The organism is Bacteroides mucinivorans, from assembly GCF_034654355.2.
GTDB lineage: Bacteria > Bacteroidota > Bacteroidia > Bacteroidales > Bacteroidaceae > Bacteroides > Bacteroides nordii.
In genome coordinates this window covers 5,130,190-5,145,388 of the sequence record NZ_CP178179.1, presented here as the reverse complement: position 1 = coordinate 5,145,388, position 15,199 = coordinate 5,130,190, and the positions used below count along the sequence as shown (strand labels likewise).

Below are 15,199 nucleotides of genomic sequence, written 5' to 3'. Positions count from 1 at the left end.
ATAATTAGAGAATAAGATGAAGAAATACTTTCTGATAGGTCTTTTCTTTTGTTCGCTGGCGGCATGCCAGTCGGAAATGGATAAGTACTATGAAATTCCTGACTGGTTGAAAGGGAATGCTTATGAAGTAATGAAAGATAAGGGGACATTCTCTACTTTCATGAGAGCTGTAGAGCGAAGTAGTTATGCTGATCTTGTAAAAGGGAAAGGTATTGTGACTGTTATGGCACCTACTGATGAGGCTTTTACTGCCTATCTGTCAAAACACAACTATAGCTCAATAGATGATATTCCGGAAGTGGAACTGAATAAATTAGTAGGATATCATCTGGTGTATTATTCTTATAGCAAACGTGATTTTCTGTTTTATAATCCGAATGGTGTAGATAATGAAATACAGAAGCCTGGTTATTACTTTAAATTCAGGACAAAGAGCCGTGATGCTATTTCTACGGTAGTGGATCGTGCGAACAATGACGTTGTACGTAAAATAATGCATAAGGAACGTTTTATTCCGATCATCTCGGAATATTCTTTGAGCAGTATTAGTGCATCCCAGAAAGAAGATTATGAAACAATGTTTCCGGGATCGGTTTATACTGGTGGAATCGGAAGCTTTAATGTGGCTAATGCATCTGTTATCGGGGATGAAGTGGTGACGGATAATGGTTACTTGTATGCAGTAAATCAAGTGATTGAACCTCTGGAAACGATTTATGCAGAGATGAATAAAGAAAATTCAGATTATACACAGTTTGCCAAGATGTACGATCGTTTTGTGGTTTATCAGTATGATGAAGATGCAACAAGAGATTATGGTAATGGGGATTCTCTATTTGTACATTCACACAACATATTACCACCTATTGCATGTGAATGGACGAACTTTTACAATTTATCTACACCGGATTATGCTCAAATGAATTATTTGACAAGTGTTTCATATGCAGTACTTGCTCCTGATAATAAATCTATTAATCAATTCTTTCAGAAATATTGGTCTGCTTCATTTAGTTCATTAGAGGAAGTGAATTTTGTACCGCTCTATCATTTTATGAATGAGCATGCTATCAGATATGGTGGTGGTATGATTGGAGCTTATGCTTTGGGAAGTTATATTGTCAATAATGACATCTGGGATGATCACCAATTAGCAATGCCTACTGATGTGAAAGTATGTTCAAATGGTATTTTAGGAGGAATGAAAGATAATGTGATAACTCCCGAAGTATTTGAAACACCTATTGCACCGGCGCTTTGCAATAAAGACTACAACGTGTTTGCATTACTATGTCAGAAAGGGTCTCTTTTTGATATATTTAGTAAATCACTGGATAAAGACTTTGATGTGTTTTTCCCGACCGATGAAATGTTATTGGGTAGTGAATATAATGGTGATTACATTCAGTATTTGAAAGGAAATCCGTATATCATTACTGATGAGCAGGTACAAGTAGCTAACAGTACCGATGGGACAATGAGCAATGCTACAACTTCTCAGGCGAAAGCCATTGCCGGTGCACATATTGCGGATGGTATTATGGCTCAAAAGGGAGAAACAGAAATGATATATTCAACTTATAATGATTATGAATATCTCTATCGTAAGGGGAATAAAATATATTCTTCAGCTACCTGGAATTCAGAAAGATTTGAAAATGAGGTTTCTGTAGCGGAAATAGAGCTAATCAAGAGTTATAACATGGGAAATGCGTATGCATTGAAAGGTGATAAAGGAACTACCTCGTTAATAGCTGACCAGAGTAATTTTAAAGATCGTGTAAAACAGATTAAAGGCACAAATGATTATTCGGGTTTCGGTATATATTTGGGCATGGCCTCAGTAGATGATACGGAACCGGCTTTTAATTTCCTGCAAGGCAATCGTTTTATTGTATTTGTATCAACGCAGGCATCTGTTTTGGCAGATCTTATAGGGAGTGATCCTAAATTTGATCGACAGGCTTCTCAGGAGGAGAGAGATATGTTTGTAAAAAGTCTTTTTGTCGATATGTCAGCCAGTGGCTTGGTTGATTATCCGTTTGCAACTACAGGTAAAAATACAGAGAAAGTCTTAACTACATTTGGCACTAAAACAGTGAATGGTAAGAAAGAAAATATAACAATTACGCTTATTAATAAAGCGGATGGCTCGATGAAACTAAGAGACAGCAAAGGAAATGAAGTAAATGTGACTTCTTATTTTCCTTATATCTATGCTGATGGTGCAGCTTATGTAATAGACGGCGTATTGGATTTATTGAATTAATATAGAATAAAGAAAGATGAAAAGAAATCGCAATATAATCCTACTATTATTGTTAGCATGTGCGCAGATGGTTATGGCACAACATGTGTTGATAGGTACGGTGATGGATAAAGTTTTTAATGAACCCTTGGTGGGAGCTAACGTATATGTTGCAAATGCATCTAATCGTTCTTTAGGTGGTAGCATTGCCGATGTAAATGGTAATTACCGTTTGTCGATACCTGATCAAAAAGATCTGTCTATTGTATTCTCTTTTATTGGTTATAAAACACAAACCATAAAATATACGGGCCAGAAAGTGATTAATATCACGTTAGATGAAGAAGGCATGGCGTTAGAGACAGTGGAGGTTACTGCTAAAAAGATAGAACGAAATTCTATGGGACAATCTGCCAGAGAAATGATTTCTGCTACTCAGAAACTTACTCTTGGTGGTTTGGAAACCGCACCGGTAACTTCTGTAACAGAAGCTCTACAGGGTGCCATGGCTAATGTGGATATTCTTACGGGTGCTGACCCTGGTTCCGGAAGTTCAATTCGTATTCGTGGTACAGCTTCTTTAAATGCTTCCAATGAACCTTTGTTCGTTGTAGATGGTGTACCTTTACCTGTTGATATTTCAGATGATTTTAGTTTTGCTTCTGCAAATTCTGATGATTATGGGTCTTTGTTGAATATCTCTCCGGCTGATATTGAATCTATTGAAGTTCTAAAAGATGCGGCGGCTACAGCTGTTTGGGGATCAAAAGGTGCAAATGGCGTTTTGATCATAAAGACAAAGAGAGGTAGTAAAGGACGGTTGCAGTTTAATTTTAATACAAAGTATGAATTCAGTAAGGAACGCTCCGGAATCCCTATGCTGAATGCTAACCAGTATATATCCATGATTCAGGATGCTGTTTATAATACTGTGTCTGATTTGGGGTCGAGCGCAGCCAAATCTCAGGAGTACCTTAAGCTGCTTTATAATACGAAAGAAATTGGGTTTGATCCGGATTGGCAGTATTTTGATGAGTATAATCAAAACACGAACTGGCTGGATGAAATTACCCAGACTGGTTTTATTTCTGATAATTCTTTTTCTGTGTCGGGTGGGGGTGACAAAGCGAATTATCGTTTATCACTTGGGTATCTGAATCAGGAGGGTACTACAATAGGTACAGGTTATGAACGTTTTAATGCGTCGTTTAATACAGATTATCGTTTTTCAGATAAACTTGATATTGCATTGCAATACAGTTTCACACGTGGAGTGACGGATGCCAATTACGTAGATGATACAGATGAATTGAAGAAAGCTTCGATTCGTGGACACGCTTTAACTAAGATGCCTAATATGAGTCCTTATGTGATCGGAGCAGACGGACAACGTACGGGTGAGTATTTTACTCCATATGAATCGTTTGGTATGACCTTTTCAAATGATAAGGTATACAACCCCGTAGCAATGGCGAATGAGGCACAGAACAGAACGATTGCTACAAATAGCCGTATGACTTTCGTTCTTCATGCTAAGCCTTTTAAAAGTTTAGACTATTTTGGTACAGTTGGTTTTAACGGACAGTTCACAAAAATAAATCGTTTCCTTCCGCAAAGCGTAACAGGGGTTGCTTATGAGCATGAATCATCTGCATTGAATTATGACATCGGTAAAGACCTTCTTTATTTGACTACGGAAAATCGTCTGGTTTATAATCAGTCTATTAATGATGATCATAAATTGTTGCTTAGTGGTATTTTTCAGACATCAGATCAGACAACGAGTACATATAGTAGCCGATCGGCAAATACAGCTTCTTCTGGTATAACTTCTCCTATTGCAGGTTCTACTACAGCTAAAGGAGGTTCTGGAAAAACGATTAATAGAGATATGGGCTTAACTCTTAACGGACAGTATATCTTTAAGGAGAAATATATGTTTAATGCGGGATACCGTTGGGAAGCAAGTTCGGCAATGGATGCCAGTGGACGTTGGGGGGGATTTCCCACATTTGGTGTCGCGTGGCATTTAGGTGATGAGGAGTTTATCCAAAGATTAGGATTTATCTCATTAATAAAACTACGTTATAGCTGGGGACAATCGGGTAATGCTCCTACCGGAACATCACCTTATATCGGCAAATTTTCGGCTGTCACACCTGGTTATGGAGATATGAGCGCCGTGAAGCCAGAGAGTCCGGATTTGACACATTTAAAATATGAAACAATTACTTCAAATAATATTGGAGTAGATGTAGGGCTTTTCTCAGATAGAATAACTTTTGCTGTAGAGTTATATACGAAGGTGACAGATGATATGTTGCAAAAGAAAATTAAAGTGCCCAGTTCAACAGGTCTGTCTACTGTGGCCTGGTATAACTCTGGTAAAATGGAGAATAGAGGTTGGGAATTTAATATTGATGTAGCTGCTGTTCGTACAACAGACTGGGGATTCAATTTCGGATTCAATATCTCACAAAATAAGAATAAAGTTTTGGAACTTCCAGAAAATCAAAGTGATGAAACTTACACTTTCGGTAATAAAAAATATGCATATCGCGTGTTAATGGGCGATCCTTTAGGTTCATTCTATGGATATCGTTATAAAGGTGTGTACCAAAATGTAGAACAGACTTATGCGGTAGATAAAAGTGGGCAGCAGATCATGGATATAAATGGGGCACCGGTAGTTGTAAAAAATGGTGATCAAAAAGTATATCCGGGTGACGCTAAATACGAAGATGTGAACGGTGATGGGGTAATTGATGAGAACGATATCGTTTATCTGGGCAATAGTAATCCTACGTTGACTGGTGGCTTGAATTTTACGCTCCGTTATAAAAAGTTGAGTTTAGTAGCAGCATTTCATGGGCGTGCAGGTCAAAAGGTTATTAATGAGTCACGCATTAATATGGAAAATATGTATGGTAAAAACAACCAGAGTGTAGCTGTATTACGCCGTTGGCGTAGTGAAGGAGACGATACTGATATTCCACGGGCATTGTATGATAAAGGATACAATTATTTAGGATCCGATCGCTTTGTGGAGGATGCTTCTTTTCTTCGGTTGAAGACCATTACTTTAAAATATCAGTTCCCTGAAAAATGGATGAGACCATTAGGTATCAATAAGCTTGAGATTTATGCAACAGGTTATGACCTTTTTGTCTGGACGAAATATACCGGACAGGATCCGGAAATAAACCTGAAGAACCCGGAAGATGGTTCTGCAGCACAGGTAGCTATTGATAGTAATAATACTCCGAAGGCTATGCGTTTTGCATTTGGTTTGAATTTGAGATTCTAATTCACAAAAGAAGGAAATGAAAAAGATAAGTTATTATATTTTGCTACTTCTAACCACGTTATCCCAAATATCGTGTGAAGATTATCTGACTGTATTACCGGAAAATAATCAGAGTAGCTTTGAATATTGGGAAACCAAAGAAGAAGTGGAAGCGGTTCTTGCTTCCGGGTATATTAATTTGAGAAGCTCGGTAGAAACCTTCCTGCTTTGGGGAGAAGGTAGGGGGAATGGGCTCTCTTTTTGGTCTACTTCTGGTTCGGATTTACAGAAAGCAGCGGTGAAGTTACGTGCTTTCGATATTTTGCCTACAAATGGATTGGCCGATTGGAGTAAACCTTATGCAGCTATTGCTATGGCTAATGCGGTTATTAAATATGCACCGGATGTAGTAGATAAAGACCCGTCTTTCGATATGAATATGTGTCGTTCGTTTATGGCAGAGGCTTTCTTTCAGCGGACACTTGCTTATTTTTACATCGTTCGTACATTTAAAGATGCCCCTTTTGTTACGGAGCCGTATGTAGATGATAGTGCTCCTTATATAATGCCAAAGGAGGATGGCGTTACTATTTTAAAATCATGTATGGCTGATTTGGAAGAATATTTGCCTAATGCAAAGGAGTTTTTTCCTGAAGTAGATAATGATAATCCTATCAATACGAAAGGGCGTGCCACCCGCTGGGGAATTCAGGCTCTGCTTGCTGATATGTATCTTTGGTTAGGTGATTATGAAAACTGTATAAAGTATTGTAATTCAGTAATTAATTCCGGACGTGTAGGGCTGATTGGTGATGGCTTTTTGAATTATTATCCGGGAAATAGTAATGAAGGAATTTTTGAAATACAATATAGTAACCCGAAGAGTCAAACGAATAGTTTCCTGACTTGGTTTAAAGCAGGTACTGACGGATATTACAAAGTATCCGATTATATGACTAATCTTTTTGAACAAAACGAGAATGAATCTCGTGGATTGAATTATTCATATAATGAGGCTGGTTATATTTGGAAGTATCTTGGGGTAGATAATGCTACGGCGCGTGTTGCCTCAGAAAATGATCAGAATTATTTGGTTTATCGTTTAGCTGATGTCTATTTAATGAAAGCAGAAGCACTGATTATGCAGGATAATTATGAAATGGCGGGCGAACTTATAGATAAAACTCGTCAACGTGCCGGTTTGGAAAAAATGACATTAAGTGAAGACAGGTTAACCATGTTGGAATATTTATTGGTAGAGCGGCAGAAAGAGTTCTTTGCTGAAGGTAAAAACTGGTTTGATATGTTACGTATCGGTTTAAGAAGCCAACAGTTATCAGATGTACGGTATAAAAACTTATTCATAGAACAAGCTCTGAAAGCTGTGGCTGCCACGTCGCAATCATTGGGACGAGCTACGTTGTCCAACGAAGGGTCATGGTATATGCCGTTCTCAGAGTCTGAGTTACAGAAAAACCCATTGTTAGTACAAAGTGAATATTATGAAAGTATCAGTAATTAAAAAAAAGAAGGACAATATGAAACGCGTAGTAATTCTATTAGCGGCGGCATTTACTCTTATGTGGGGGGCTTGTTCCGACCCGTATGCCGATCAGGTGTTCAAAGATACAGATAAAATGCCCGCTGCCAGTTTTATGGAAGCCAACGAGGATGTATATTCCTCATGGGTAGATTTATTGAAGTATACCGGACTGTTTAATACAGTGAATCTGAATATGGATTATACTTGCTTTGTACCTGATAATGAAGCGATGTACAAATATCTTCAGGCAAAAGGAAAAAGTTCGGTACGGGAGCTGGATATGGAGGAAGCTTCTAATCTGGTTCGTTATCATACGATAGCTTCTAAACAATATACAACTTCGGATTTTCCTGATGGTATGTTTCCGGATTCTACAGCAAGTGGAGATTATTTAAGTCTGGAAATGCGTGAAGGTGGGTTTCAGGCATTCTATATTAATGGTGAAGCACGTATCAAGGAGTTGAATATTACAGCCACCAATGCAGTGATTCATCTTTTGGAAAGTGTTTTAACACCTGTGACGGGTACTATTGTTGATAATCTGGATGAAAATTATGCTTTAATGCTTGATTTACTCGATAAAACAGGTTATGACAAGCTATTGAGTAGTATTTATATGAATGGTGTAAAGTACCGTTACACTCTTTTTGCTGTACCGGATGATGTGTTTACGGAAGCCGGTATAAATAGTGTGGCATCGTTGGCTGCTTATTTGGGTGAAACAAATACTAATTATACTGATCCAGCCAATAAGGTAAATCGATATGTAGGTTATCATATTGCAAATTCTGCTTATTCATTTGCCGATATGAATACTGATATAGATAATAATACATCGAAAAATGTTTCCATGATGGCATCTAATACCCTTATCAGTATGAGATTGGTAAATGAGATGTTTTTTCTGAACTATAATGAAGAAACAAAGAAGGGTATCAGTGTCACTCGAAAAAATCTGAATTGTAAGAATGGAGTCATTCATGTGGTAGATGGGATGATGGAAATTACAGAACCGAAAGCAACTAAAGTCACTTGGGATTTGACCGATTATCCGGAGCTGGCAGGTGTATGTGAGAAGTATCAATTAGAAAATCAATCTGAAACATATACTCGTAGTCTGGCATATGATACATTGAACTGTTATAAACTTTCTGGTGGATATGGTAGTAACTATACTTATCATCTGGCTAATAAAAATGAAGCAATGTATAAAGCTTCCAATCACGATTGTATGTTTCTGAATCTTGGAAAATATGGTTGGATACAGATGGAATGTCCGATGATCATTGCTGGTAAATATAAAATATCTCTGGTACATTACAATCAGGCTCTCAAAACTAAAGAAGGACGATGGTCGGTTATCGTTGACGGCGAATATGTGGGAGCACAGGTTACTACCTGGGGAAATAGTACCTCCAAAAGTGAGATGATTACCACAACCGTAGGAGAGGTGGAGTTTACTGAATCGGTACCTCATACAGTACGTTTTATGGCGGGTGATGATTATTACTCTTATTTGGATTGTTTGATATTTGAACCAATTAATTAAAAGGAGGAATTATGAATAAGTATATCTTATCTATATGTGCATTGCTTACCCTGATTTTTATTTCTTGTTCGGATAAATGGGATGAATATTATCATGGGAGTAATAAATTATCAGAAGAAATTTTGGATGAAACTTTGAGGGAGTTTTTTGACGGTAATCCTGAATATAGTGAATTTTACAATCAACTTAAAGCATGTGGTCTTGACAAAGAGCTAACCAAGGAGCAACAACAACTTACTTTTTGGGTAGTAGATAACGCTGCAATGACTGCTTCGGGAATTGACTCTAAGGACACTCTAAGAATGGAGTATCATATTAATTATTTGCCTTTTCTGCAGAGTGATTTGAAAAATGGTTTGCGTATTCCTACACTGAATGGGGTATACCTTCAAATAACTAAACAGGGGGAAGATACCTACGTTAACAAGTCTAAAGTACAACGTTCCTATCGTTTGAAGAACGGGGTTGTTCATGTGATTGACGAATTAATGAAATCAAAAATTAATATGTTCGATTACATAAAGAATCTTCCGGATGAGTATTCTATATTTCGTGATTCTGTCATGAAGAATAATGAAATGCGTTTTGATAAAGTAAACTCTATTCCTACTGGGGTAGATATAACTGGTAATACTGTGTATGACTCTGTCTTCTATGTGTACAATCCGCTGTTTGAGAAAGCGGAGTTCAACTCGGAATTTAAACAGTTTACTCTTTTCTTACCGGATAACAATGTGATGAAAGACTGCTTCGATAAATTGAAGATACAATATACGGCTATGGGAAAAACATTGACAGCACTGGACTCGGCTACGGCTATGACGTGGATTAAAGAAGCTGCATTCTATACCGGAGAATTGAAAAATTTTAGTACCATAGATATAAAATCTTCTTTTAATAGGATTTGGCGTACTACTGTTCAAAAAATAGATGAAAGTAGTATGGAAGAGTTGAGTAATGGTATTATGTATAAAATGACGAATGTAAAGATACCAACTAACTATATTCTGACACGCATCAAGTCGTTAGTGCATTATTATGAATATCTTACGGAAGAGGAACAGAAAATGTATTATAGTTTTATGAATACGACTAAGATTGCTATTTTTGAAGATTCTGCGACTCCCAAACCTGAAATTCTGTCAAACTATTATATCTTGGATTTAAATGGTGACGAAGATGCTTCTCCTTTCTGGGCTGAGTTTCCTCCACTGGAACGATATAGAGAAAAAGAGAACGATCCTTATAAAGCGAGAGTGATGCAAGTTCCTTGTGGTGAGTATGACCTATATATGGGATTTCATAGTAGTGGGCACCCGTATGTCAATGTTTATTTTGATGGTAATACCGATGGGAAAAGCCCTTCACCAGATGCTAATATGAAATTGATAGGTTCTAATCTCTCTATCGTTTCATCTACTCCATGGAATTTTGACCGTGTAAATGAGACAACAGCTGACTTATATGGAGATAAAGTTGTGAAATGGGATGGACTTGGTGGTCCGGTTGGCACTGTAAAAATAGAAGGTGAAGGTATGAGCTCCTTCCGTATCCGTGTGGAATTCTACAAAGGAGACAGTAAGAAATTGCGCATTTACCATTGGGCTTTGAAGCCTTCGGCAAATAATTATTAATCCTATAGCATTAGAATAATGAATAACTATAAAATAATATTGATAATATTTCTTTCTACCTTTTGCTTTATGAATTTGAAAGCACAAAAAGGTGGAATGAAAATCTCGGGTACAGTGGTCAGTTCCTATGGTAATCAGCCTTTATCCGATGCGGTGATTACGTTATCGGGTATGGATGAGACGGTTACTTGTGATAGTATCGGACGATTTATTGTTAATAATGTGTCTGCTAAAGCTACTATATCCGTATGGTGTCCGGGCTTTTATACGAAAGAAGAACCTATAGCAGGACGTGCAGAGCTACGTATTGTATTGATACCGGACGATATGAAAGGATACGCCGATAAAGTTACACTACCCTCTGTGGGCTTGGTAAAACAAAATGTGAAACAAACCAATCTTACGTCGGTTAGTAAAAGTGAACTTAACTTAGCTATAACAGATGTAGAACAAGGATTTCGTAACATTCCCGGAATAGAACTTATTTCAAAAGGGGGGCAGAATAGTGAAGGAAACTATTTCAAGTTACGGGGTGCTAATACGATGGTAGCCAACTCTTCTCCATTGATTGTAATAAATGGTATACCTTACATGCCCGATATGAACGAATCTGGGGTTATTGGTGGATACTCTAAGAATATTTTCAGTGTAGTGAATGTACAGGATATTGAGAATATTACGGTTCTGAAAGGGGCAGATGCCGCTTTATATGGCTCATTGGGATCAAATGGGGTTATTATGATCGAAACAGATAAAGCTGCGGATCTTGATACAAAAGTCGAATTTATAGGGCAATACGGACTTTCATGGAATAATGCTACACTACCGGTTTTAGGAGTAAACGATTACAAGAGTCTGATGGGGAATATAGCTTTGACAAAATATGAAGATATGTCTGATGCATTGGCGGCTTTTCCTTTTTTAAAAGAAGATCCGGGTTATTATTACAATTATCTCTATAATAATAATACTGACTGGCAAGATTTGATTTATCGGAATGCTTTTGTCACAGATAATGTGTTAAAAATCAAAGGTGGTGATGCAATCGCTAAATATGATTTCTCTATCGGCGTGAAAAATAAGCAAGGAGTGGTAGAGGAGACAAACTCGACCAAATACTATGCTCGTATGAATGCCGATGTGAATCTTAGTAAAAATGTGAAATTATTTTCGACGATTTCATTCGGATATACAAACAACCGAGTGGCAGAACAGGGAATGATATCAGAAACGAATCCGATATTAACAGCTTTGCGCAAGGGTCCTTTATTCTCTCCTTATAATAAAGACAGTAAGAATAACCTGTTGCCGGATTTTGCTTCCATTCGTGATGCTGATGGTAATCTGATAGAAAACAATAGTGTAAGTAATCCGCTTTCTGTTGTCAATGATGTGGAGATGAAACAGCACGCTTATGATGTATTGATGAATGCCGGTTTATTATATACTATAAATGATAATTGGAACTTGAAAGCCAATTTTGGTTTAAATTATAATCTGGCACAAGAAGATGCTTTCGTTCCGGGTGTAAGTATTACTACTATTATGCCGTTAGAAAACCGCTTGGCAGAGAATACGATACGTTCGGCGGAAGGAACGACTCTAAATACTTATTATGCCCTTGAACTGGGCTATCAGAAAGTACTGGCAAGTATGCATACAGTTTCTGCAGCGGCAGGTGCCCAAATTGCAATGAATAGTATTGATTACAACGCTGGTTCGGGATGGAATACTGCAAATGACTATTATAAAACATTGAATAATGTGCAGACCATCGGACGTTCATATTATGGTTATATAAATAAATGGAACTGGATGAATTATCATGTTTCTGCTAAGTATAATTATAATCATCAGTTGTTTGCAGGTGTTAATCTCTCAGCTGACGGTTCATCATCTGTAGGTGCCGACGCTTCTCGTATACAGGTTTATCCGGCTGTAAATGTAGCATGGAGTGTGAGTAATTCATTATTAAAAAATATGCCACAACTGGATAATCTGAATGTACGTGCTGAATATGTCATGACCGGAAATAGCCGTTTTGCTTCTACTATCGGAGAGTATTATTATTTAAACCGTGTATTCAAAGGATTATCAGGGTTGGTACGTGCGGGAGTCCCCAATACGAAAATCACTCCGGAGTTAACTAATACATTCAATGTCGGTTTGGATCTTGCCATGTTCAATAATCGCGTGATGTTGACTGTAGACTACTTCAATAGTAAAAGTTCGGATTTGATTATGCCGGTAGAGATTTCGTCTGTATATGGTTCGAATTATATGTATCGTAATATGGGAGAAGTTGTGAATCAAGGTTTTGAAATTGGGGCACAAATAGGATTGATACAGAATCGTGATTTTAAATGGTATATAGGCGGAACACTTTCTACTTGTAAAAATGAAGTGAAATCATTGGGAGGGGAAAGTGAGATTGTTCTTTCTATGAGTGACGGCTCAGCTGTGGTTTCCAAGGTTGGTCAACCTTTGTACTCTTTTTATGGGTATCAGACAGCTGGTGTATTTGCTACTGATGCTGCGGCAGAAGCAGCAGGAAAGGACGGAAAGGCATTGACTAATGCGATTGGTGTACCTTTCGCTGCGGGCGATATGCACTTTGTAGATCAGAATAATGATGGAAAAATAGATAAGGATGATCGTGTTAATTTAGGAAGCGCACTTCCCGATTTTTATGGTAGTTTCTTTACTTCTGTGGAATATAAGGGGATACAACTGTCACTCACGTTCGGCTATAGTAAGGGTAATAAAATGTACAATGCTGTAAGGCGTTCTATGGAGTCTATGTCCGACTTTTCTAATCAGTTGACTTCTGTTAACCGTCGTTGGATGGCCGAAGGGCAGATCACCGATATGCCTCGTGCTGTTTATGGTGATCCGATGGAGAATAATCGTTTTTCTGATCGTTGGATTGAAGATGCTTCTTATTTAAAATTAAAAGAACTGATGGTAAGTTATAAATTTAAATTGTTTGCTGGCACTACTGTGTTTGTTGCTGCTGAGAATCTGTTTACAGCTACCGACTATCTGGGATTAGATCCGGAAACGATGTATTCTTATGATAGTTCGATGCGTGGTTTTGATTATGGAAAGGTAGCAAATCCGCGTACAGTAAAATTCGGTTTTAAGGTTCAATTCTAAAATTATATAAAGGTAAGTTATGAAAAAAAGAATATATTTCTTGGCATTATTGTTTCCTTTGTTGACGGGTTGTGATGATTTTTTCACTCCGAATACTGATGATGCATTGCTGGAAAAAGACTATATAGGAACTTCTTATGAGCTATATACAGGCTACATGGGGCTGGCTGCTTGTGTACAAGATGTAGTAGACCAAGCCATGTTTTTGGAAGGATTGAGGGGAGACCTGCTGGAACCTACTACCAATGCTTCAATAGATATGTGGGATGTTTATAATTACAAAGATTTACAAACTCCGTTTACTGATAATGAATTGGCTGATCCCAAAGGATTTTACGCTCTTATCATGAATAGTAATGATTATCTTAAACATGTATTTGAATACAGAGAACAATATCCTACTGTGTTATCTGACAGTGATTATAAAGGTATTATTGGTGGTGCGTTACGATATAAAGCATGGGCTTATCTGATGCTTGCTAAAATATATGGTGAAGCCGTCTATTTAGATGATCCTTTGGCTACTTATCAGGACTTGTCACAATATCCCGTACTTAAATTCGATCAGTTGATAGATAAGTGTATCAGTTTGGTTGAAAATGGAATGAATGGTATTAATGGGAAAGGAGATATACGTTGGTCTACCGTGTTGTATCCGGGACAGGGTGATTCTCCCGAGTCTTTGGAGTGGAACCGTATTTGCCCTACTCCCGAGTGTTTGTTAGCTGAGCTTTATTTGTATAAAACAAAGAAGGAAAACTCAGCAGACGAAAATGCTGTTTATTATCAGAAAGTATGGGATAACTGTGTTAGTATTATTCGTACCGGTGGAGAACAAGAGGCTAGTTTTACATTGAATAAGTCGAAGTACGAGGGTTCCTGGAGTCAATTGTTCTCAACAACAACCTATAATCGTCAGGATCATATTTCTGTGGCTTTCTATGATTATAGTAAAAAACAAACGAATCGGGTGATTGAGTACTTTTCTAATACTTATCCAAATAAATATTATTTGCGTCCGGCTGTGACAGCTGTAACCCGGTGGGAAATAAGTGGTGCTAATGATCAGAAAAATAGAGGAATTAATAAATCCTATAAAGAAAGTACGGAAGGACTGATTTTTTATAAATTCTTAGGAGCTCATACTACCAGTGATTATATTTATCGTAATGATGTGCCTTTATGTTATTACAAAGCTGCTGATATCCATCTGTGGCTGGCCGAGGCCTGTGCCGGATTGGGACGCTATCGTGAAGCATTACAGTTCCTTAATGGTCAGTCTTCTGCCCGACAGAATTTCGGTTCGCTCTATAATAAAGCTACTAATACATTTTCACCCCCGTTCTCTGACTATCCTGTTTGCCTGTATCAATGTGTCGGTAAAGAGAGCCAGTTGAACTGTCAGGGAGTTCGTGGACGTATTGCGGCTCCGGCTTTGGGTGAATGGATTTTAGGTGAAGACGAAGAAACCAACGAGGTGATCGTTGAGCCGGAGTATGCCCATTGGATGGTAGATTCATTGCTGGTTGAAGAGTCGAGGTTAGAGTCTGCCGGTGAAGCACGTACTTACTATACGATGTTGCGTTCGGCAAGGCGCTGGGGAGATAAGGCGCGTAAGATATGGGCAGATAAAGTTGCTGAAAAATATGTCACAGCTACTTCTGTGGGTAGTAACTTAGAGACTTCTGATGAGAACTGGTTTATTAGATATGATTTGAAGCTGAATAAGTAATCAAATGAAAAAATAAGTATAGTATTATGTTTTTTGCTTCTTAGAGGTATC

The 15,199-nt window shown here is 37.8% G+C and carries 7 protein-coding genes; all 7 read left to right on the top strand.

The features are described 5' to 3' along the window. Window positions 1-16 precede the first annotated feature (16 nt). On the top strand, window positions 17-2,269 hold the full coding sequence (locus tag VCM39_RS19525) for a fasciclin domain-containing protein (RefSeq protein ID WP_322933242.1): 2,253 nt from the start codon (window positions 17-19) through the stop codon (window positions 2,267-2,269). A gap of 16 nt (window positions 2,270-2,285) precedes the next feature. Then, the gene (locus VCM39_RS19520; RefSeq protein ID WP_322933243.1) at window positions 2,286-5,555 is read left to right on the top strand and encodes a SusC/RagA family TonB-linked outer membrane protein; all 3,270 of its coding nucleotides are present in this window, start codon (window positions 2,286-2,288) and stop codon (window positions 5,553-5,555) included. A gap of 16 nt (window positions 5,556-5,571) precedes the next feature. Continuing rightward, window positions 5,572-7,056, top strand: coding sequence for a RagB/SusD family nutrient uptake outer membrane protein (locus VCM39_RS19515; RefSeq protein WP_322933244.1), 1,485 nt, complete (start codon window positions 5,572-5,574; stop codon window positions 7,054-7,056). A 16-nt stretch (window positions 7,057-7,072) separates the two neighbouring features. Next, window positions 7,073-8,626: a fasciclin domain-containing protein gene (locus VCM39_RS19510; protein WP_221651161.1), complete on the top strand. Its 1,554-nt coding sequence runs from the start codon at window positions 7,073-7,075 to the stop codon at window positions 8,624-8,626. Between the two features lie 11 nt (window positions 8,627-8,637). After that, window positions 8,638-10,260, top strand: a complete 1,623-nt coding sequence (locus tag VCM39_RS19505) for a fasciclin domain-containing protein (RefSeq protein WP_322933245.1) — start codon at window positions 8,638-8,640, stop codon at window positions 10,258-10,260. 69 nt (window positions 10,261-10,329) lie between these two features. Then, window positions 10,330-13,416, top strand: coding sequence for a SusC/RagA family TonB-linked outer membrane protein (locus VCM39_RS19500; protein ID WP_322933246.1), 3,087 nt, complete (start codon window positions 10,330-10,332; stop codon window positions 13,414-13,416). Between the two features lie 19 nt (window positions 13,417-13,435). Next, window positions 13,436-15,148: a hypothetical protein gene (locus VCM39_RS19495; RefSeq protein WP_221651158.1), complete on the top strand. Its 1,713-nt coding sequence runs from the start codon at window positions 13,436-13,438 to the stop codon at window positions 15,146-15,148. The last annotated feature ends 51 nt before the right edge of the window (window positions 15,149-15,199 follow it).

What these genes read in the sequence shown, in the direction of transcription:
- VCM39_RS19525 (WP_322933242.1), top strand. Translation starts at nt 17, where the DNA reads ATGAAGAAATACTTTCTGATAGGTCTTTTCTTTTGTTCGCTGGCGGCA.
- VCM39_RS19520 (WP_322933243.1), top strand. Translation starts at nt 2,286, where the DNA reads ATGAAAAGAAATCGCAATATAATCCTACTATTATTGTTAGCATGTGCG.
- VCM39_RS19515 (WP_322933244.1), top strand. Translation starts at nt 5,572, where the DNA reads ATGAAAAAGATAAGTTATTATATTTTGCTACTTCTAACCACGTTATCC.
- VCM39_RS19510 (WP_221651161.1), top strand. Translation starts at nt 7,073, where the DNA reads ATGAAACGCGTAGTAATTCTATTAGCGGCGGCATTTACTCTTATGTGG.
- VCM39_RS19505 (WP_322933245.1), top strand. Translation starts at nt 8,638, where the DNA reads ATGAATAAGTATATCTTATCTATATGTGCATTGCTTACCCTGATTTTT.
- VCM39_RS19500 (WP_322933246.1), top strand. Translation starts at nt 10,330, where the DNA reads ATGAATTTGAAAGCACAAAAAGGTGGAATGAAAATCTCGGGTACAGTG.
- VCM39_RS19495 (WP_221651158.1), top strand. Translation starts at nt 13,436, where the DNA reads ATGAAAAAAAGAATATATTTCTTGGCATTATTGTTTCCTTTGTTGACG.